Below are 21608 nucleotides of genomic sequence, written 5' to 3'. Positions count from 1 at the left end.
TTAGCTGTTTTTTCGTTTTCCTATTAATTTTGTTACAGAGAGCATTGTAATTGGTAAAGAATGATTCTTTCGAAATGCTAAATATTTTCCACTCCATGCAGGTTTGTATTTTTCTTTGAAATGTCGTAAACCGCTGAAGCTATATGTGTAACGAACGTTATTAAATATTGCAGCAGCAACTCGTTCAGACCAGAACGATTGCGTTGATAAACCGACATTTGAGAGTGGTGCCATACCAATATTAAAGGAATGGTATTCATTTTCTTTTGCCCAGTGGAATAAGTGGATAAAAATTGCATCCATAATTCCGCTAGGGGCATCTGGATAATAACGCATTAAATCAACAGATAATATGCCACTTTGATATACTGGCATAAAGGTTGTGAATGCAATGATTTTTCCCTCTGCATCAGATAATGTAGCGATAGGGGCACGACTAATATACTCACGATCGAAGTACCCAAGTGAAAATCCTTTCTCTTTTTTTCCGCCGAGCCAAGCATCAGACACTTTCTTTAGTTCCTCATATAATTCGTCTGAGAATGGTGGCTCATGAATAGAGAATGTATAACCTTCTCGTTCAAAACGGTTGAAAGTAGCTCGCATACCAGCACGTTTTTTTCCTGTTATTGTAAAGGTATTTAAATCAACGACAGCCTCTTCGCCAAGTTTAAAGAAGTTGTAGCCGAAATCGTGGTATAAGCTCATCCATTTGCTTTCAATTTGATAGAATACGCAAATATACCCAAATCGATCAGCTTCAGCTAAAAATTCTTGCAACACAGTGCGGTAGGAGGATGGATCACCAATTGGATCACCTAGTACAACAAGACGTTTTCCAGTAATTGAAAAGAGAAGAAGTGCTTTTCCGTCACTACTGAAGAAGAACTGTTTATCTCCTAAAAAACCTAAATGACTAAGTACGTTCCCACCATGTTCATCTAAGAAGTTTTCTAACCTTTTATCATTTGCTGGTTGCCCGGGAAATTGACTACGGTAACGATTGGCAATTAGTGAACCGATAAGTAAAAAAGTAGGAACGAAAAAGGCTGCTGCTAATGCACTTCGTTTAACTTGTGTAATATTTCGAACGACAAAATCAGGTTGGAATGCTTCTTTTGCACCCGCAAATAAAATACCTAAGTTTTTATATAAATATAACGTAAGTAATAAGAAGATAAAAACTTTTACGATGTCAGAAAGAGAGACTTCCATTTTCTCGCGTGCAAATCTTTTACGAAGCATATACAACACAGCAAGTACGATTAATAAAATAAAGGTTTCTTCAATATCAATTCCTTTTAGGGTATTAAAGATTGCTGCTCCAATTAAAGAAACAATCGTCATATAGTAAGAACGCTTTGTTCCATAATATATGCCTCGCGAAAGAATCAGGAGGAGAATACCGAATGTTAATGATAAGCTAAAAGAAAATTGAATAAGGTGCTTTGGAGCTAAAATATGTAAGGCGTGAGCTCGATTTATACTAGTCGGTAAAATTGTTGATAGAATAACCATTAAGCCAGCGAATACGGTTAAAGCGGCGGATGCCCATGAACCTAATTTCCCTAAAAAATCACGTTGTAAAGTCCAAATTACACCAGTTGTTTCTAACGCAGGTGCAATAAATGGTTTATCCTCAATTTTTTTTATGGCCGCTCCGGTCATTTCAAATGCTGCAAAAATGAGACCAAGGCAGAATGGTAAGATGTAATAGACAAGTCGATATAATAACATAGCGGGTAGTAATACGCCTGTATCAACTCCGTATTGTCCTAGTCCGGTTAAGAAAACAAGATCAAATGAACCAAGACCACCAGGGACAAGGCTTACGACACCAGCTAAAGCAGCAATTACATAAACACCTAAAAACTTTTGAAATTCGATATCAATTCCAAACAATATTAAAATGACGTACATAACGATACCAGCAGATACCCACTCGACTAATGACACTAATGAATATAAAACAGTTGGATTTTTCTCTTCTTCTTCAGTTTCTTGTCCGTCTAGCTGTTTTGTTTTTCTATTTTTAATTTTAGAAAACCCAATATATATAGGAACGAAAAGAGCAAAGAAGATAAGAACAGGCCATAACCACGGTTTTTCGTGCAGAATAAAACTAGTGTCTAATATTCCAATAAGGCCGAGGAATGACAGAATGGCTAATCCGTTAATAAAAGCGGTTGTCATCCAAGCAATGCTTTTAATAAGTTTCCCATTCTCTTTTATATGTGGACGATATAGCATTGTACGTACACCGGCACCAACAAGACCACCAAAACCGATAAATCCATTTAAAGTGTTTGCAATCCATGAGATACGGAAAATCTTTTGTACAGGTATATCTGCTTTTAAGTAACGAAGCATAACAAAGTCATAAAAGAACATTGTTGAAACGGCAAATGCACCGAGTGTAATCGCTAAAAATACCCCACCAGTTGGAATGTTTTTAATTGTTTCAATTGCTTCTAAAAAAGAAATGCCTGCTAATTCTTTTTTAGCTTGAAAGAAAACAATTGTTAAGACAACAAATGGGAAGATTATTTTCCCGATTTGTAAGAAACGTTTCCATGAAAACGACATAAATACAACTCTCCTTGTGTAAGAAAACTGAGACAATAATATTATTATGACAAACTTCAAGAAAAATAAAAAGGTAAATTCCTGTATAGGGAAGCTATTTTTTATATAGGTTATATTTAAAAGAATATTTCGTTTATCGAAAAATTAAGTTAAGATAAGATGAAAGAAGGAAGAGAGGGGAAGTAGATGATTATAATAGGTTATGCAGGATATGAGTTAGAAAAAGCAAAACCGAATACATCAGAAGATTTTTTTAATAGATCTGAAGTGACATATATATTAAATAATCAAGAGAAAACCTTTTCTGTCTTATATGTTCGATATTTTGAAGAAATTTTACAAGAAATTATCCCTTTTGAAGGAAATCCAGTTTATAAAGTAGAAGAACAAGACGTATATTTACGAGATATTGTAGCGATTGCTTGTTTAGTGAACAATAAAGAGCTACGCGGGCAGAAACGCTTGTATCTCAATGAAGTAACAGAATTTCAACGATACTTTGACGAGGGAACAGTGGTGAAAGTACAAGAAATATTAGCTGAATTACATAAAAATAAAAGAGTAGAAATAGCGTAAAACGGCAAAGGAGAGAGAAGCCATGTCTAATTTGATGGTTGAAAATCAAACAGAACAAGTTTCTATATTTTTAGAAGATGTAATTTCCTTGATAACTAATTATGTGAATTATCATACGTTACCTTCTTTATTGGAGGAGACACCAACAGGAAACGAGCAATATTATAAAGGTATATTAGCATCAATAAGAAGACTTCTTGTTTTTTGTGAAGAAGGACTTGATGCATGTTTTGTTTTGTTGAATGGCCAACCATTTCGAAAGACCGCAGCTGAAAAAGTTTTATATAAGATTTACCATCAAGTAATTGCAGAGTTTTTTTCGCCAAAGAATGATCATTGGTATGAAAATAGTCGTTCTGCTTATACAGGGAAAAATTCTATTGTTTTTCAGCAAATCCCTCCTGGATCTATAGAACGAGTGATGAAGGAGTTAGAAGGGAAATTTCAATTGATGCGTGAAGAACTAGAATATTATGAGACAGATTACCAAACAAAAATGTTGCACAAATATTAATTAAGGAAAAGAAGCTAAGGACGCTTAGCTTCTTTTCCTTTTGTCCAGTTATATAAGGGATTTTAATTGAATATAGTTAAAGTGAATAGCATCAAGGAGGTGTGACATGAGTCAGCAAGGTGTATTTACAGATTACTTTCATGAAGTAGAAAGCTGGTGTGAAAGTGTTCTTCAAGTATTAGATAGCCGTGCAATGGAAGTGTATGATGTCCATATGCTTGCTTATAAAATTCAAACGTTATTAGAGCGTATGAAAGAGCATGAATACGACACAGATGCCGAGTTTATGTATGAAATAAGTGATGATGTAGAACATATTCAACACCATTTACAGGAAGTATTTATGCAAGAAGGAGAGGAATATGAACTATGTGAAAGAGGGGATAGCGAACGAGCTGTTCCGATTGGGGGGCATACCCTTCCGCCATTACCTTATCCATATAATGCGCTAGAACCGTACATTTCACGAGAAATTATGATGTTACACCATGATAAACACCATCGTAGTTACGTGGAAGGATTAAATAAAGCAGAGAAGATGATGGAAGAAGCGAGAAAAACAAATCAATTCGATTTAATTAAGCATTGGGAAAGAGAAGCGGCTTTTCATGGATCAGGTCATTACTTACACACGATATTTTGGAATAACATGAAAAAAGATGGTGGTGGAAGTCCGAGAGGGGCTTTTTCACAACAAATTGAGCAAGATTTCGGAAGTTTTTTACGTTTTCAAAAGCATTTCACAGAAGCAGCTTCTAAAGTGGAAGGTTCAGGATGGGCGATTCTTGTATGGGTACCCCGTTCAGGAAGGTTAGAAATTTTGCAAAGCACGCTTCATCAATTGTTTACACAGTGGGATACGATACCACTCCTTGTACTGGATGTATGGGAACATGCGTATTATTTACAATATCAAAATCGAAAAGATGAATATATTAAAAACTGGTGGAATGTTGTAAATTGGCCAGATGTAGAAAAGAGATTTGAAAGTGCGAAGCAAATTGAATGGACACCGTATTAGACGCATATCCCATGCGTCTTTTTTAGTGGAGGTGGAAGGAAGATTTCGTTCATATTTTAAAAGGCCAAGCATACACTTGTACAAAAAGTGCCAAAAGGACGTGGGGGGAAATATGAGACGAATTTGTATAATAATTACGCTAATTATAATGTACGCAAGCGTTATGCCGATTCCTGCATATGCAAAAATGAACGGTGGTGTCAGCGCTCGTAACGCAGTCTTAATGGAACAACAATCCGGTCGTGTGCTATATGGAAAATTAGAACATGAGCCACAAAAAATTGCTAGTATAACAAAAATTATGACAGCATTGTTAGCTGCTGAATCAGGAAAAATGAAAGAGTTAGTATCGGTTAGTAGTGAAGCGGTACGAGTAGAAGGGTCGGCAATTTATTTAAAACCTGGACAAAAAGTGAAGCTAGAAGATTTAGTTTACGGATTAATGCTTAGATCTGGTAATGATGCAGCACAAGTAATTGCTGAAAATGTGGGAGGGAGTATAGAAGGGTTCGTATATTTAATGAATGAAAAGGCGAAAGAAATCGGAATGAAAGATACACATTTCTCAAACCCGCATGGCTTGGATGGGGATGGATCGCATTATTCGTCGGCTTATGACATGGCATTATTAACGAAATATGCAATGGGGAACGAGAACTTTAAGAAAATTTTTGGAACAAAAACGTATAAATCAGATTCTTGGGATTATCCGTGGAAAAATAAACATAAGCTTGTGACATCTTATTATGAATTTGCAACAGGGGGAAAGACAGGTTTTACGAAGAAAGCAGGACGGACGCTTGTCACAACAGCTTCAAAAGATGGACTAGATTTAATTGTCGTAACTTTGAGTGCTTCTAGTGACTGGGATGATCATATGAATTTGTTTGATAAAGGCTTTGAACGCTATAAGCAAGCGAAAGTTTTAGGACAAGGAGCAATCGCTGAAATAAATGAAAAGAAATATGCCAATCATGTTTATACGAAAAATAGTTTTTCTGTACCTTTAACTGAAGAGGAAAGAAAGAGCGTGTTATTGAAAGTTGAGCTCGATAAAAGTGAAAAACTTACGGATGGAGTAAAGATTGGGAAGACAGAAATTTATGTAGGGAACGAGAAAGTTGGAGAACGAAATTTGTTTTACAGTAAACGAAAGTTAGTAGCTACAACGGGAATGTATTGGAATAACGTAAAAGAAATCTTCTCTTACATGATAGGTGTTGGGATAGATGGTTAATCTCGTATGGGCAGCGATGGCAGTTATAGGGATTGTGTATGCCATGATAAATGGAACGATGGAAGAAGTGACCAAAGCAATATTTGAAGGGTCAAAAGATGCTGTAACGATTTGTATTGGACTTATTAGTGTTTTAGTATTTTGGCTCGGTTTAATGAAAATTGCTGAGGAAGCTGGATTGTTAAAGAAGTTAGTATCACTTTTTATGCCGATAGTAAAAAGATTGTTTCCAGAAATACCGAAGGATCACCCGTCAATGGGATTCATTTTATCAAATATGATGGCGAACTTTTTTGGGTTAGGTAATGCAGCAACACCTTTAGGTATTAAAGCAATGGAACAACTGAAAGAGTTAAATGGTGGAAAGGATTCAGCAAGTCGTTCTATGGTGACGTTTCTAGCATTAAATACTTCAGCAATTACATTAATTCCGACTACTGTCATTTCGATTCGAATGACTTATGAATCAGCAAACCCTACTGAAATCGTTGGCGTAACATTTATAGCACAAGTGTTATCGATGATTGGAGCGATTTGGATTGACCGCTATTTTTACCGGAGAAGGAGTAGAAAGGGGCGGAAAAAATGAGTATTGTAAATACAATTTCATTATGGGTAATTCCTTGTGTAATTGGTTTTATCCTTTTGTATGGCACGATAAAGAAAGTTCCAACGTATGAATCGTTCGTTGAGGGCGGAAAAGAAGGGATTCAAATTGCGGTTTCCATTTTGCCGTTTATGGTTGGAATGCTTGTATCTATTTCTATTTTCCGGGCATCAGGTGCTTTAGATGCGATGATATCGGTAATGAAGCCGATGTTAGACTTTATTCATGTACCAGCCGAAATCGTTCCACTTGCACTTATACGTCCGATTTCGGGATCTGCTGGTTTAAGTATTACGACCGATTTAATCGCTACATATGGGCCAGACTCGTTTATTGGTAGGTTAGCTTCAACGATGCAAGGTAGCACAGATACGACTTTTTATATATTAACAGTATACTTTGGGGCTGTCGGTATTAGAAAAATGGGAGATGCATTAAAGGTAGGACTTTTTGCAGATTTAATCGGAATTATTTGTTCGATTGTGTTTGTTTCCCTATTGTTTCGGTAATGCTATTCATTTTTTTCGCTATTTCGCTTATAATAGGTATACGACCACTATTAACGTGTAGTTTAATAGTGGTTTTTTTATGCGGTATTTTTGACAAAATGGTGAACTTTTATCGTGGACAACATGAAAAAGTGTAAATAATAATAAAGGGTGAAAACGTGATATAGCCTTTATACGTTTATTATCATTGCTATGTTGTTAAAGATAGGCGAAGTAAATGGCATAAAGCTTAGGCGGTTGCCAAGTCTTTCTAATGTAAGGTAAGATAAATTTGAGGTGAAAAAAAGAAATGGAACGATTACAAAAAGTGATTGCGCAAGCAGGTATTGCATCGAGAAGAAAGGCTGAGGAATTAATTCAGCAAGGGAAAGTGAAAGTTAATGGGAAAATAGTGAAGGAGTTAGGAACAAAAGTAACTCCTCAAGATAAAGTGGAAGTAAATAACATCCCTCTTGAAAAAGAAGAACCTGTTTATTTTTTACTATATAAACCAACTGGTGTAATTTCAAGTGTATCAGATGATAAAGGAAGAAATGTTGTAACAGACTTTTTCCCTGAAATTAGACAACGTTTATTCCCAATCGGACGCTTAGATTATGATACGTCTGGCGTATTATTGATGACAAATGATGGGGACTTCGCAAATATATTAATGCATCCGAAATATAAAGTTGAAAAAACGTATGTTGCGAAAATTAAAGGGCCATTAACAGGTGAGAAAATTCGCATGTTAGAACGAGGTGTTGCATTAGAAGATGGGAAAACAGCACCAGCACAAGTGAAAATTATTTCTTGGGACAAGCGTAAAGAGATGGCGATTGTACAATTAACGATTCATGAAGGACGTAACCGTCAAGTACGCCGCATGTTTGAAGCGTTAGATTGTAAAGTAATGAAATTAAAACGTGAACGTTATGCCTTTTTAGAAGTGGGTAGCTTGCGTCCTGGTGATGCAAGAGAATTGACACCACATGAGGTGAAACAATTACGTGCATTGGCTTCTACAAAGCCTCGCTAATCTATATTGTGAAACTTTCACCAGTGGAATGCTCCGCTGGTGATTTATTAAAAAATACATATATTTATCACTCGTCGAAGAGAGGGGAGACAATATGAAAAAAAATCGCTTATTATTTCGTGTTATCATTTTGCTCATTTTAAGCGGTGCGGTAGGGTTTACGCTATATCAAGGATTTTTTACTGATAAAGAGAAAATGCAAATTGGAAAAGAAGCACCTAACTTTGTTGTAACTGATTTAGAAGGAAAGAATATTGAATTAAAAGATTTAAAGGGAAAAGGTGTATTTTTAAATTTTTGGGGAACTTGGTGTAAACCTTGTGAAAAAGAAATGCCTTATATGAATGAGTTATATCCGAAATATAAAGAAAAAGGCGTTGAAATTATTGCCTTAGATGCAGATGAAACGGATATCGCAGTGAAGAACTTTGTGAAACAATATGATTTGAAATTCCCAGTTGCAATTGATAAAGGGCAAAAAATCATAGGTACATATGGAGTAGGCCCATTACCAACAACCTTTTTAATTGATAAAGAAGGCAAAGTAGTAGAACAAATTATAGGTGAGCAAACGAAGGAACAATTGGAAGAGTACTTAAAGAAAATTACTCCATAATTAAGAAAGCCTTTACATAAGAGGTGCTTACGTATAGCGCCTTCGCTTTAAAAATTCTGAGTATTGCGGTAACTCTGAGCTGGAATATACAATAGTACATATAGATAAAAGGGCGGTGAGAGCTTTGAAAGAAATTAAGTGTGAATGTGGACATGTTAATCCGATAGGAACCATTTTTTGTGAAGCATGTGGGAAACCATTTGAAAGTAATGAAAATATGAAATTATTGGATATGAGATATGAGGGGAGTGCCCGGAGATCTCTCACACATACAAAAACGATAGTCGATAAAATTTGGAGTTTTTTCTCTTCTGTAAAAGTAGGTGTATGGTTAATTGTAATAACTTTAGCTGCATCGGCAATAGGAACTATCTTTCCCCAAGAAATGTACATAACTCCAGGAATCGAACCAGCTGAATATTATAAGACCGAGTATGGATTTTTAGGGCAATTATACTATCAATTAGGATTTAATAATTTATATGGATCATGGTGGTACATGATTTTAATTGCTTCCATTGGTATTTCACTTGTTATATGTAGTTTAGACCGTGTTATTCCTCTTTATAAAGCTTTAAAAAAACAAGGGGTGAAAAGACACCCAAGTTTTTTAAAAAGACAGAGAGTGTACGGGACTGGTACGCCGCATGAAGGTGACTTAGAACGAGTTCAAATTAATTTAAAGAAACGTAATTATAATGTGAAAGTGGAAGACGGGAACGTTTTAGCGGAAAAGGGGCGTTTTTCTCGTTGGGGTCCATATGTAAACCATATTGGTCTTATTATCTTTCTATTCGGTGCAATGCTACGTTTTTTACCGAGTATGTATGTAGATGAAGCACTTTGGTTACGTGACGGTGAAACGAAAGAAATACCAGGAACAGATGGTCAATACTATTTGAAAAACGAAAAGTTTATCAAGGAAGTTTATGATAAGAGTAAGGATAAAGAAGTTTTTGATGAAGCAATTGATCGTGTTGGTGATAAAATGATTGCGAAAAACTTCCAAACAAATGCTGTATTATATAAAGCGGTAGGAGAAAATATAGCAGGTCAAAAACCAAAATTAGAAAAGGTAAAAGAAGCTGAAATTCGAGTGAATGAGCCACTGAAATTTGATCAATTTGCTGTTTATCAAGTGGATTATAAAGAAAGTGAATTTAAAAGCATGTCTTTCCATTTGCAAAACAAAGAAAATAATCAAAAGTGGGGACCGATTAAAGTAGATTTAGCGAATCCTACAGAAAAATATGATTTAGGAAATGGGTATTCTCTAGAACTATTAAGCTATTTTCCTGATTTTTATTTTGATGAGAATGGAAGGCCGAATACGAAAACAAAATTACCGAATAATCCTGCATTCGTCTTTAAAATGTTTACCCCGGAAACATCAGATGGTGAAGTTAGTTTCGTCGGTATTCAGCAAAACATAGAGCCAGATGGGAATAATAAATATAAAATGTCATTTGCAGGTGTGGAAATGCAAAATGCAACAGCTCTTACAGTAAGAAAAGATTTGACACTTTGGATTCTCGGTATTGGAGGATTTATATTTATGGTTGGTGTGATTCAAGGTATGTATTGGAACCATCGCCGTATTTGGATACAACGTGTTAATGATGAATGGTGGGTTGCAGGCCATACGAATAAAAATTGGTTCGGCTTAAAGAAAGATATTGAAAGAGTACTAGAAGGAACAGCGATTCCACAACCACACGATAAAATGAATGATAAAAAAATTAGTTAAGGTGGGGAAACGATATGGTACAAATAAGTAGTAATTTTCTGTTCGCCGCGTTCATCTTATATTTAATTGCAACTTTATTTTTTGGAGGATCAATTAAAGAAAAAGGTCATAAGTGGGCAAATATAGGTATAACTATAGCAATTTTAGGATTTATTGCGCAAATAGTATATTTTATTACAAGATGGATTGCATCAGGACATGCACCAGTTAGTAACTTTTTTGAATTTGGTACATTTTTCGGCATGATGCTTGTGGGAGCTTTTATCATTATGTACTTTGTATATCGTGTAAGTATTATTGGTTTATTTGCTTTACCGGTAGCTCTTTTATTAATCGCTTATGCAAGTATGTTCCCGAGAGAAATTTCGCCGCTTATCCCATCTTTAAAGAGTAATTGGCTACATATTCATGTAACGACAGCGGCAGCGGGACAAGCAATATTAGCAATTAGTTTTATTACAGGCGTAATGTATTTACTGAAAAATGTAGATCAATCAACAAGAAGTAAGCGTACATTTTGGTTAGAGACAGTAGTTTTCACACTTGTTTGTACAGTTGGATTTATTGGAGTAACAACGGTATTTTCTAGTATGAAATACGAAGCGAAGTTTCAATGGATTGATAAAAATGAACAACAAGTTGAGATGAAGTATAATCTCCCTGCTTTAGTTGGACCGCATGAAGGGAAATTAATGACGGAAAATAAATTAGAGCCAACAGTTGAAGTCCCAGCGATTGTAAATGCGAAAAAATTAAATACTGTTATTTGGTCAGTGTTAGTCGGAACACTACTTTATATTGTATTAAGACTTGTTTTACGTAAGCGAGTGTCAGCTGCACTTCAGCCGTTAGTAAAGAATACGAATAGTGATTTATTAGATGAAATCGGATATCGTTCTATTGCGATAGGATTCCCAGTGTTTACATTAGGAGCGTTAATCTTTGCAATGATCTGGGCTCAAATTGCTTGGACGCGCTTTTGGGGTTGGGATCCAAAAGAAGTTTGGGCGCTTATTACTTGGCTCTTTTATGCTGCGGTATTACATTTACGTTTATCTAAAGGATGGCATGGAGAAAAATCCGCCTGGCTTGCAGTAATTGGTTTTGCAATCATTATGTTTAACTTTATTGTAGTAAACTTAATTATCGCGGGTTTACATTCATATGCATAGAGAAATAAAATAGGAGAGTGTATGTCACTTTCCTATTTTATTTTTGTCAAATTTTCTTCTTTTTTGAGAAAAACATGACAAAGTAGTAGTTGATTCTGTAAAATGATGTCGAGGACCCAATATACTGTTCAAAAAAAATACATAGTTTTGGAAAAAAAATGAACAAACTTTATTATTCTTGTGAAGCATAATATGGGAAGTGGAACGTTAAAAAGTGCTTAATTAAACGAGGATAGGTGCAACATTATATTGTAGAAGGGTAGGTGTAAACCGTTGTGGTAAAAGTACGCAGCGGGTAGAAATGGAAAATGAATCAAGAATTTTAATTGTAGACGATGAGGATCGTATTCGTCGTTTATTAAAGATGTATTTAGAAAGAGAGCAATACACAATTGAAGAAGCGGATAATGGTGATACAGCTTTAGAAATGGCGTTACAAAATGATTATGATTTAATCCTATTGGATATTATGATGCCTGGTAAAGATGGTATCGAAGTGTGTAAAGGGATTCGTGAGAAGAAAGCGACGCCAATTATTATGCTGACAGCAAAAGGTGAGGAAGTAAATAGGGTACAAGGGTTTGAAGTTGGAACTGATGATTATATTGTAAAGCCGTTTAGCCCGCGTGAAGTAGTACTTCGTGTGAAAGCGGTATTACGCCGCGCTGTACCAACGACATTCTTTACACAAGATACAACGACGAAAGATGTTACTGTGTTCCCTCATTTAGCAATTGATAATGATGCGCACCGCGTTACAGCGGATGGTAATGAAGTAAACTTAACACCGAAAGAATATGAATTGCTATTATTCTTAGCGAAAGCCCCGGATAAAGTTTTTGACCGTGAGCAATTGTTAAAAGAAGTATGGCAATATGAGTTCTTCGGAGATTTACGTACAGTTGATACGCATGTAAAGCGTTTACGTGAAAAGTTAAGTAAACAATCACCAGATGCAGCGAAGATGATTGTTACCGTTTGGGGCGTTGGTTACAAGTTTGAGGTTGTGAACGACTGATGCTTTGGAGAAGTGTAGTAGGGAAGTTATGGATGACCATATTACTTCTCGTTTCGTTTGTTCTTGGATTTGTTGCTATTTTACTTTCACAGTTTTTTAGAACGTATTATGTTGATATGAGTGAAGCTAGGCTTCAGAAAGTTGCAACAAGTGTCACGGAATTAATTGAAGAAGGTGCCGATGTAAAAACGATTGAGGATATTGCTTACAAATTTTCTGATCCACTTTCAAGGATTATCATTGTAGAAGATGGTAAGGAAATTTCTTCTTCGCCGAAACAAGAAGGATTAGTTACTCTTACAATAGATGATTTGAAAAATGATAAAGAATTAGCAGCTGTTTTTACAGATAAAAAGGATATTAAGAATAATATTAGAAAAGCTTCTAATAGTAGGAAGAATAAGAACACTGAAAATGATATTATGATCGTCGGGAAACCAGTACAGTCAAAAAATCAAAGTGCGGTGTTTGTATATGAATCATTGCAAGTTCCAATACAAGGTATGGAGAGAACGACTGATTTTATTTTCTTATCAGCCGGGATTGCGATTATTTTAACAACTTTCTTTGCATTTTTCTTATCTACTCGAATTACGGCACCGCTTCGTAAAATGCGTGAGGTTGCATTTGAGGTAGCGCGCGGGAAATTTGATACGAAAGCCCCTATGGTGTCGCAGGATGAAATTGGTGAGCTTGCAACTGCTTTAAATCAAATGGGGAAACAGTTGAAGTTTAATATGAATGCCCTGCAGCAAGAAAAAGAGCAGTTGGCTAGCATTTTGAGTAGTATGGCAGATGGTGTTATTACGTTAAATCAAGAAGGTGAAGTCGTTGTTATCAACCCACCGGCAGAACACTTCTTACAAGTTTGGCAAGAAGAAAAAGAAGTGGAGTTAAGTAAAAAACTGCCTTCTGAACTTGTTGAACTATTCCATCTCGTTGTAGAAAGTGAGCAACAACAAGTTGTTGAAATTAATTTGCAAAAAGGTAACTACGTAGTTCTTATGACACCGCTTTACAATCAGACAAAAATTCGTGGAGCTGTAGCAGTATTGCGAGATATGACGGAGGAGCGTCGTCTTGAGAAAATGCGTCAAGACTTTATTGCGAATGTATCACATGAACTTCGTACACCGATGGTAATGCTTCAAGGATATAGTGAAGCAATTTTAGATGATATTGTGCAAACGAAAGAAGAAATTAATGAGTTTGTTCAAATTATTTATGATGAATCTGTTCGTTTAGGTAAACTTGTAAATGAGTTATTAGATTTAGCCCGTATGGAAAGTGGACATGTAGAGTTACATATAGGTGAAGTAGATATTCATCCATTTGTTGAAAAAATTGGCCGTAAATTCCAGGGGATTGCAAAGGATAAAGAAGTCCAATTAACAGTGGATTTCCAAAGTCCAATTGCACAATATCCGTTTGATGCAGACCGTATGGAACAGGTACTGACGAATTTAATTGATAATGCAATCCGTCATACAAATGCAGGTGGACATGTTACACTTGTAATTAATACGAAAAATAGTGGCCTTACTTTCGAAGTGCAAGATTCAGGTGCTGGTATTCCAGAAGAAGATATTCCGTTCTTGTTCGATCGATTCTATAAAGCTGATAAAGCGAGAACTCGCGGGAAAAAAGTTGGAACAGGACTCGGGCTTGCGATTGCTAAAAATATTGTTCAAGGTCATGACGGGAAGATTTTTGTATCAAGTGTCGTTGGAGAAGGAACTATATTCTCTGTATATTTACCAAATCGTATAATTTAGATATATATGTTTTTTAAAGTTGATCATGAATAAAAGCTTTACTGTTTTTTTATTTTTTTGTAAGTGCAATTAAATAAAGAATGGTAGAGTTTTTTTTCTTTAATAATCAGAATGAAAATAAAAAGAGAGGTGCCATAATGAAATGAAACTGTATACAAAAACAGGTGATAAAGGGGAAACGAGTGTCATAGGTGGCCGAGTGGATAAAGATCATATACGTGTAGAAGCTTATGGCACAATTGATGAGGCGAATTCTCATATCGGATATGCCATGTCTAAATTACAAGAGGAATGTTTTCGCAACATTTATAGCGAACTTGAAAATATTCAACATGAACTATTTGATTGTGGAGGGGATTTAGCAATAGTAGAGAAGAAAATCCCTTATAAAGTAACGATAGAGATGGTCGAGTATTTAGAAAGACGAATTGATTCGTATACAGAAGAAGCGCCGCCGTTAGAGCGTTTTATTTTACCAGGCGGTAGCGAGGTATCGGCTGCACTACACATTGCACGTACAGTTATAAGAAGAGCGGAACGTTGTATAGTTTCATTGCAAAAAGAAGGAGAAACTAATGAAATTGTTCTAAAGTATGTAAATAGGTTATCTGATTATTTATTTGCGCTTGCTAGAGTAATAAATGCACGTTTACAAGTGAAAGATGTGGAATATAACCGCAGTGCACTTGTTTTTCGCAATAGAGAAGAGAAGGAAGTGGAGTAATCCACTTTCTTTTTTTGTATACTTTTTTCTGTAATATCCCACAATAGAGAAGGTATGATCGTTATTAGAAAACGGAGGATGTATATGAAAGCGTTAAAATGTGGCGTGTTGATATTGAGTATATTATTTTTATCTCAATTACATGTTTACGCTGAAGAGAATCAGTGGATATGGCCTATTGATGGGCAGATAAGTGATTATTTTGGGACAAGACATGGGAAACACTATGGTATTGATATAGCTGCGCCTATTGGAACGCCTGTTGCAGCTATTCAAAATGGTAAGGTGACAAAGTCTTATTTTTCAAGTAGTTATGGAAATGTTGTGTTTATTAAACATGGAGAATATGAGGCTGTTTATGCGCATTTAAATAAGAGATATGTAGTTCAAGGGGATACCATTTCAAAAGGAAAGCTAATTGGAGAGGTAGGGAATACAGGAGAATCGCGAGGAGCGCATTTACATTTAGAAGTGCATCAAGGGAGATGGACGATGGAGAAAAGGAATGCGATGAATCCGTTGCTTGTTTTAAATGAACAAAAAAATCAAGTCGTGTCATCATCACTATATGTTGTACAAAAAGGTGATACTTTAGTTGGCATTGCTCGGAAATTTAGTATGACAGTTGAGGAAATTAAAGTGAGGAATGGATTGCGACAAGAGCAAATCTATCCGAATCAACAACTATACGTTAAGTAAAGGAAACGTCCCAAAAGCATAACTTTTGAATAAACTTACTTTCGTCTTAGTTAAGATTGCGATAGTAAATGAAATTATATCGACTTAATAACAAAATGCGACAATAAGAGCAACCTATTCTTAACGAAAAACCGTCCCAAAAGATCTTTTGGGACGGCTTCTTTTACCAAAAAATAAAGACACATATAAATCCAGAAATAGCTAAGTAGCTATATAAGTAAAAGACTTTTGTTCTTGTTTTTTCTTTTGTCCGAAATAGTACGATAGTTGGTTCGATTAGACCAATTGTAAGACAAAGTAAACCAAGAAGCATAAAGCCAATTGAAAGAGAATACAGGGCGATTTGTGGTGCTTGAAATGGAATCATCCATTTTAATAAAAATGCAATAAGTGCAGTGTAACAAATGCTACCGATGTATTTATTCAATGGTGTATCAGAACGGAAACCAGGAAGTTTCTTGGAAAAAGGACGGGAAACAACTTCCGTTTGTAAAGATGTATGTTCTTCAATTATTTTTTGAGCTTCTTTTCCTTTTTGGAAAAGGGATAAAATCCAATTTCGCTCACCTTGGAAAATAAATTGAGAAGTTGTTAAATAGTGATCAACTTTTACCTTATTCCAACTCTTCCATGGATGACGCTCACACAATTTTAATTTACTTTCTGTTTTTTTATCATACTGATAAATACTTATGCCATCTTGGTCAAAAGTAGCGTAGTATGTCTCTCTTGAGAATGTGCCTAGATCAATTGGACAGTAGAAAAGTAATTCTTTTTTCAAATAAAAGTATTCTTTTCTTAAGTTCTTTTTCATTGCTTCTCGAATAGAGTGTCTTTTATCTTTCTTCATGACATTTCCTCCATAACTCAGAAAATGTTCTTATCTTAACAATTCAACATCTTATCACTTTTGACGACATATGACTAGGGGATTCATAAGAGAAATACCGAATTATAAAAAATATGGGTTGTATTGTAAAATATAGTGATTGCTTCTTTAATAATATAAAATAAATAACTTATTTTTAATAAGTTACACTTTTTTTGTTCACAATACGATTATGTTGTTGTATAATGAAGTGGAAAATAGAATATCGGTCTATCTTCGGGGCAGGGTGAAAATCCCGACCGGCGGTGATGAACAGTTAATAATTTCGTTCTAAGCCCGCGAGCCGTTAAGGCAGGATTTGGTGTGATTCCAAAGCCGACAGTACAGTCTGGATGGGAGAAGATGGAGGTTCAAGCGTTCAAAAAAGATAAGTATTTGAACGTCTGTTTGATGTGCCTTAAAATTCTCCCTTTGTGTAAATCACAAAGGGTTTTTTCGTTCTATGAAAAAATAGGCATAGCAGAACCTTTCCACTTTCCATGAGAAGATCGATGGAAAAGGAGAGAGAAAGATGAAACAAAAAAACAGTGTAGTGCAGATGGTGAGTGTAGCGATGCTAAGTAGTATTGCGTATTTACTAATGATGTTGGATTTTCCATTCCCAGGGCTTCCGCCATTTTTAAAGATTGATTTTAGTGATGTGCCAGCTTTAATTGCGGCGATAATTTTTAGTCCAATTGCAGGTGTAATTGTAGAAGCGATAAAAAATATTTTGCATTACGGAATTCAAGGAAGTTTAACGGGAGTACCAGTAGGAGAAGTAGCAAACTTTATAGCGGGATGTTTATTTATTGGTCCAGCAGCATTCTTATTCCGAAAGTATCGCACAGTAAAAAGTTTAACGACAGGATTAATGCTAGGCACAATTACTATGACAGTTATTATGAGTGTGTTAAACTACTTTATTATTTTACCAGCGTACACTTGGTTTTTAAATTCACCAGCTATGTCTAGTGATATTATGCGACAAACTATTGTAACGGCGATATTACCGTTTAATGTAATTAAAGGAATTGTTGTAACAATTGTATTTGTAGCATTATTTTCACGCTTGAAAGTATGGGTATTTGCAAAAATGAAAAATGCTTAAAAATATTAAACCATTAGCAGTTACGCTGCCAATGGTTTTTTTGTTAGTGAGAATGAAAAAGAGAGTAAAAACCCCCCTCATACTTATGAGGGGGGTTTAAAGTTAATAAAAGACTATTCGAATTTTAAAGAGTCGCCATCAAATGATTCGTCAGCAACTTTAATTGAGTCAGTTGGACAACCTTCGAATGCATCCATCATATCTTCAATTAATACATCTGGAATTTCAACGATACCTTGGTTATCGTCTAATGTTACAAATGCAATACCTTCATCATCATAGTCATAAATGTCTGGTGCAGCAGCACCACAAGCACCGCATGCGATACAAGTATCTTTGTCAACGATTGTATATTTTGCCATCTTTTTTCCCTCCTGATAATATGTATGTGAAAAGTTCGCCAAAAAATTATAACCTTATTGTAAAACGGTTTTTAAAACTTTTCAACATAAAATTATAATGATAATGCTTATCAATTAGGGTGTCAACTTATTTTTGAATTATTTCATAAGATTTTCAAAATACTTAAATGTTATTTCGTTTGATACAATAGAATATATACAAGCATGTAGTGTGAATATGATAAGTTAAATGAATAGCAGTTAATGTGCAATCGTATTGAAAAGGGAATGAAGTTAGACAGAGAGGTGGAAGCGGTAATGCAGCTACAATATACTTTATTATATTGTTTAAAACAATTGAATGGTGAAAGAACCGTTTCTTCGATTTATTATTTATTAAAAGGAAAGAGATCGTCGCAAACATTACAAGATGGGAATATGTTTCAAATTTCTTTTTTGTTTGGGATTTATAAGTCATTAAATAGAGCTGATTATGATCAAGAAGTTGCAAGGTTGTTACGAACGGATTTAGTTCAAGGTATACATGATAATACATATGTGTTAACGACTGCTGGTAACATGCAATTAAACAAATGGGAAGGTGACTTTGCCTTTCCGACGTATTTAAATGGTTTACACTATGGTGAAATAGGTGAAACGTTTTGGAGGAGATTATCATTGATCGTTCAAACCATTTCGAATTTACAACAGGCGAATACGAAATTTATTCCAATTCAACAGGATACAGAAATAATGATGTGGGTGAAACGCTTCCTCACTGGAATACCATATATGAGAAGTGAATTGGCTAAAAGATTATGGAAGGAAATGCATACTCTTTTACAAAAAAATAATCCAGTAGAGGCGACAATCGTAACATATCGGTTAACTGGGTATGAACGTATTGGGTGTACTTTACAACAATTAGCGGAAATTACGAAACAAGATATATTTCGAGTTTATTTTTTATTTTGGGGTACAATTCATTTCCTTATTCAAGAAGTTCGCAATAAAGAAAATGAGTTTCCATTATTAGCTGAAATTATATCTTATCCAAATGAGAAAGCTGATTTATTTAGCTTATCAACGAAAAAAACATATAATCTTTGGAAACAAGGACGCTCTTTAGAAGAAATAGCAACAATTCGGAATTTGAAGGTTGCCACGATAGAAGACCATTTTGTAGAAATTGCTTTACGAGAAAAAGAATTTTCTATTGAGATGTTTATGGAAAAAGAAAAAATAGAAAAAGTAACAAAAGTAATTGAAGCATTACAAACACGCAAATTGCGTGTGTTGAAGCAAGCGGTTGGAGAGGAAATCTCTTATTTTGAAGTCCGTCTTGTATTGGCGCGGATGGAGGGTATAAATGAAGCTTGAGGAATATTTATATAAGTGGTTTGGATATTCTGAATTTCGTCCGGGGCAAAAAGGAGTTATTACGGACTTATTGGAAGGGAAAGATGTTGTAGCAATGCTTCCGACTGGAAGAGGAAAGTCAATGTGTTATCAACTTCCGGGGCTTCTGCAAGAGGGTACGGTGCTTGTTGTATCACCATTATTATCTTTAATGGAAGACCAAGTTACGCAATTAAAGTATGTCGTAAAAAATCGAGTTATTGCATTGAATAGTTTTCGGACGTTAAGTGAAAAAAGAGAAGCAATGAAAAAGCTATCTTTTTATAAATTTGTTTTCGTATCACCAGAGATGTTGCAGTCGGAACTTCTAATAAGAGAATTGAAAAAAATTCATATTTCATTATTTGTCGTAGATGAAGCGCATTGTATTTCACAATGGGGCTATGATTTTCGGCCAGATTATAAAAAATTAGATAAAGTAATTGAGAGTATCGGATCTCCGAAAGTATTAGCATTAACAGCAACTGCGACAAAGGATGTACTGCGAGATATAGCGGAAAGTTTAAATCTAAAAAATATAGCTGAGCATGTGTACTCAATTGATCGTCCAAATATTGCGATGGAAGTGCAATTTGTGGAAACAATAGAAGAAAAAAAAGAGGCGCTTTTTGAGCATGTAATGTATTTGCAAGGGCCTGGTATTGTTTATTGTTCAAGTAGGGCCTGGACAGAGCGTTTAACCGAGTATTTAAGAGGAAAAGGAATTACAGGTGTAGCTTTTTATCATGGTGGTATGGAACATGAAGAGCGTATGTTAATTCAACAACAGTTTATGAATGACCAGTTGCAAATTGTAATATGTACAAGCGCTTTTGGGATGGGGGTAAATAAGGCGAATACAAGATATATTATTCATTTTCAATATCCGACAAATGTAGCTTCCTATTTACAAGAAATTGGAAGAGCGGGAAGAGATGGAGAATTGAGTATAGCCATTTTATTATGTAGTCCATTGGATCACGATTTGCCAATTTCAATCATTGAAGATGAATTGCCAAGTAAATCGCAAATACAATTTTTATTTTCGTTACTACAAGAAAGAATGTTTCAAACGAAAGTATTACCATTAGAAGATGTAGAAGAAATTTGTTATAATGCAGCAAGATTTAATGAACAGTATTGGCGTTTTACACGTTATCATCTCGAACATCTTGGAATCATACAACAGCGAAATCTCATGCTAGAGAGCTTGTCAGATGAAATAATGCACAGATTAATAGCGGAAGTGGCAGTGAGACTGCGCAATAAATATAGTGAGCTAGAAAATATGAAGTCATGGATACAAGTTCAAGGATGTAGACGTGAATATTTATTACAACAATTCGGTTATAGAAAAGAAAAAGAGATAGAAAACTGTTGTGATTACTGTGGTATTACAAAAACGGATTATAAAAAAAGACGAGCGCAACAGTTAGTTTTCGACTATAATTGGGAAACAGAGTTACAAAAGCTTTTCGGCCTAGGGAAGATGGAGGAATGATGAACATTCAAAGGCATAATGTTGAAGATATGAGTCCGAGAGAAATAAGACTGAATCTCTACATAACACAACTAATCATTATTGGTATCGGTTGTTTACTAGCATATATATTATTTCAAGATAAAAGAGAAGTTTATAGTTTGTGGAAATGGGAACCGGTTTCTATACTTGTAATAGGTAGCTTGTTAGCGATCTGTATTGTGTTATTAGATTATGTTGCAATGCGAGTGTTTCCAGAATCTTGGTTTGATGATGGTGGCATTAACGATAGAATGTTTCAAGGGATTTCTGTCATGCATTTACTCGTTATCACGTTTATTATTGGCTTTGCGGAAGAGTTTTTATTTAGAGGTGTAGTGCAGACTCATTTCGGAATTGTAATAGCGAGTTTAATTTTTGCTGTGTTACATATTCGGTATATAACGAAGCCTTTTTTGTTTTGTTTCGTCTGCTTTATTAGTTTTGTTTTTGGTTATGTATTCGAGTGGACAGGAAATTTGTTTATAACAATCTTTGCACACTTTCTTGTTGATTTTATAATGGGGCTCCAATTAAGAAAATAAATGGAAG

Annotated in this window: 21 protein-coding genes and 1 riboswitch; of the genes, 18 read left to right on the top strand and 3 right to left on the bottom strand. The window is 35.1% G+C overall.

Features of this window, described 5'->3' with window-relative positions; translation table 11 throughout:
• Positions 1–2586: a bifunctional lysylphosphatidylglycerol flippase/synthetase MprF gene (gene mprF, locus MKX77_RS16775; RefSeq protein WP_088078165.1), complete on the bottom strand. Its 2586-nt coding sequence runs from the start codon at positions 2584–2586 to the stop codon at positions 1–3.
• A 186-nt stretch (positions 2587–2772) separates the two neighbouring features.
• Between mprF and MKX77_RS16770 the strand changes: the two genes are divergently transcribed.
• The 14 genes from MKX77_RS16770 to MKX77_RS16705 all read left to right on the top strand — a co-directional run bounded on the left by MKX77_RS16770 (position 2773) and on the right by MKX77_RS16705 (position 15819).
• Positions 2773–3162 carry a hypothetical protein gene (locus MKX77_RS16770; RefSeq protein ID WP_341307265.1) on the top strand — a complete coding sequence of 130 codons (390 nt, stop codon included), beginning with the start codon at positions 2773–2775 and terminating at the stop codon, positions 3160–3162.
• A gap of 22 nt (positions 3163–3184) precedes the next feature.
• Positions 3185–3676 (top strand): YpuI family protein, encoded by a 492-nt coding sequence (locus MKX77_RS16765; RefSeq protein ID WP_002158618.1) that lies wholly within the window; start codon positions 3185–3187, stop codon positions 3674–3676.
• A gap of 106 nt (positions 3677–3782) precedes the next feature.
• Entirely contained in the window at positions 3783–4697 is a 915-nt protein-coding gene (locus MKX77_RS16760) for a superoxide dismutase (RefSeq protein WP_002030730.1), read from the top strand.
• Between the two features lie 112 nt (positions 4698–4809).
• Entirely contained in the window at positions 4810–5934 is a 1125-nt protein-coding gene (locus MKX77_RS16755) for a D-alanyl-D-alanine carboxypeptidase family protein (protein ID WP_341307264.1), read from the top strand.
• Positions 5927–6523, top strand: coding sequence for a spore maturation protein SpmA (gene spmA, locus MKX77_RS16750; RefSeq protein ID WP_016094459.1), 597 nt, complete (start codon positions 5927–5929; stop codon positions 6521–6523). The genes MKX77_RS16755 and spmA overlap by 8 nt, the downstream gene beginning before the upstream one ends.
• Positions 6520–7050: a spore maturation protein SpmB gene (spmB, locus tag MKX77_RS16745; RefSeq protein ID WP_002086660.1), complete on the top strand. Its 531-nt coding sequence runs from the start codon at positions 6520–6522 to the stop codon at positions 7048–7050. Before spmA ends, spmB begins: the two co-directional genes overlap by 4 nt.
• 289 nt (positions 7051–7339) lie before the next feature.
• A complete protein-coding gene (rluB, locus tag MKX77_RS16740) occupies positions 7340–8068 on the top strand; it encodes a 23S rRNA pseudouridine(2605) synthase RluB (RefSeq protein WP_341307263.1) in 729 nt (242 codons plus the stop codon).
• 94 nt (positions 8069–8162) lie between these two features.
• Positions 8163–8684 carry a thiol-disulfide oxidoreductase ResA gene (resA, locus tag MKX77_RS16735; protein WP_002064495.1) on the top strand — a complete coding sequence of 174 codons (522 nt, stop codon included), beginning with the start codon at positions 8163–8165 and terminating at the stop codon, positions 8682–8684.
• A gap of 124 nt (positions 8685–8808) precedes the next feature.
• Entirely contained in the window at positions 8809–10431 is a 1623-nt protein-coding gene (gene resB / locus MKX77_RS16730; RefSeq protein ID WP_341307262.1) for a cytochrome c biogenesis protein ResB, read from the top strand.
• 14 nt (positions 10432–10445) lie between these two features.
• Complete coding sequence (gene resC, locus MKX77_RS16725; protein WP_002158615.1) at positions 10446–11603, top strand: cytochrome c biogenesis protein ResC; 1158 nt, start codon at positions 10446–10448, stop codon at positions 11601–11603.
• A 301-nt stretch (positions 11604–11904) separates the two neighbouring features.
• Entirely contained in the window at positions 11905–12621 is a 717-nt protein-coding gene (gene resD, locus MKX77_RS16720) for a DNA-binding response regulator ResD (RefSeq protein ID WP_215555753.1), read from the top strand.
• A complete protein-coding gene (gene resE, locus MKX77_RS16715) occupies positions 12621–14396 on the top strand; it encodes a sensor histidine kinase ResE (RefSeq protein ID WP_215555754.1) in 1776 nt (591 codons plus the stop codon). The genes resD and resE overlap by 1 nt, the downstream gene beginning before the upstream one ends.
• 142 nt (positions 14397–14538) lie before the next feature.
• A complete protein-coding gene (locus MKX77_RS16710) occupies positions 14539–15120 on the top strand; it encodes a cob(I)yrinic acid a,c-diamide adenosyltransferase (RefSeq protein ID WP_341307261.1) in 582 nt (193 codons plus the stop codon).
• A gap of 84 nt (positions 15121–15204) precedes the next feature.
• Positions 15205–15819: a peptidoglycan DD-metalloendopeptidase family protein gene (locus MKX77_RS16705; protein WP_341307260.1), complete on the top strand. Its 615-nt coding sequence runs from the start codon at positions 15205–15207 to the stop codon at positions 15817–15819.
• Positions 15820–15982: 163 nt separating this feature from the next.
• On the opposite strand, the gene MKX77_RS16700 is transcribed toward MKX77_RS16705, so the two are convergent.
• The gene (locus MKX77_RS16700) at positions 15983–16669 is read right to left on the bottom strand and encodes a hypothetical protein (RefSeq protein ID WP_002149409.1); all 687 of its coding nucleotides are present in this window, start codon (positions 16667–16669) and stop codon (positions 15983–15985) included.
• A gap of 247 nt (positions 16670–16916) precedes the next feature.
• A riboswitch (FMN riboswitch) is annotated at positions 16917–17056 on the top strand.
• Between the two features lie 163 nt (positions 17057–17219).
• On the opposite strand from MKX77_RS16700, the gene MKX77_RS16695 reads away from it, so the two are divergent.
• Complete coding sequence (locus MKX77_RS16695; RefSeq protein ID WP_002011769.1) at positions 17220–17798, top strand: ECF transporter S component; 579 nt, start codon at positions 17220–17222, stop codon at positions 17796–17798.
• A 113-nt stretch (positions 17799–17911) separates the two neighbouring features.
• Here MKX77_RS16695 and MKX77_RS16690 read toward each other — a convergent pair whose 3' ends face one another.
• A complete protein-coding gene (locus tag MKX77_RS16690) occupies positions 17912–18160 on the bottom strand; it encodes a ferredoxin (protein ID WP_001151994.1) in 249 nt (82 codons plus the stop codon).
• Positions 18161–18457: 297 nt separating this feature from the next.
• Here MKX77_RS16690 and MKX77_RS16685 point away from each other — a divergent pair, with 297 nt between their 5' ends.
• From MKX77_RS16685 to MKX77_RS16675, 3 genes are read left to right on the top strand one after another with little or no spacing between them, the layout of a single operon-like run.
• On the top strand, positions 18458–19519 hold the full coding sequence (locus MKX77_RS16685; RefSeq protein WP_002149404.1) for a helix-turn-helix domain-containing protein: 1062 nt from the start codon (positions 18458–18460) through the stop codon (positions 19517–19519).
• Positions 19509–21038 carry a RecQ family ATP-dependent DNA helicase gene (locus tag MKX77_RS16680; RefSeq protein ID WP_341307259.1) on the top strand — a complete coding sequence of 510 codons (1530 nt, stop codon included), beginning with the start codon at positions 19509–19511 and terminating at the stop codon, positions 21036–21038. The genes MKX77_RS16685 and MKX77_RS16680 overlap by 11 nt, the downstream gene beginning before the upstream one ends.
• Complete coding sequence (locus MKX77_RS16675; protein WP_002149398.1) at positions 21038–21601, top strand: CPBP family intramembrane glutamic endopeptidase; 564 nt, start codon at positions 21038–21040, stop codon at positions 21599–21601. The genes MKX77_RS16680 and MKX77_RS16675 overlap by 1 nt, the downstream gene beginning before the upstream one ends.
• Positions 21602–21608 lie beyond the last annotated feature (7 nt).

This window comes from Bacillus sp. FSL R9-9410, from assembly GCF_038050385.1.
GTDB classification, from domain to species: domain Bacteria; phylum Bacillota; class Bacilli; order Bacillales; family Bacillaceae_G; genus Bacillus_A; species Bacillus_A cereus_U.
Note: the sequence above shows the minus strand (reverse complement) of the source record. Positions and strands in the feature narration are given on the sequence as shown.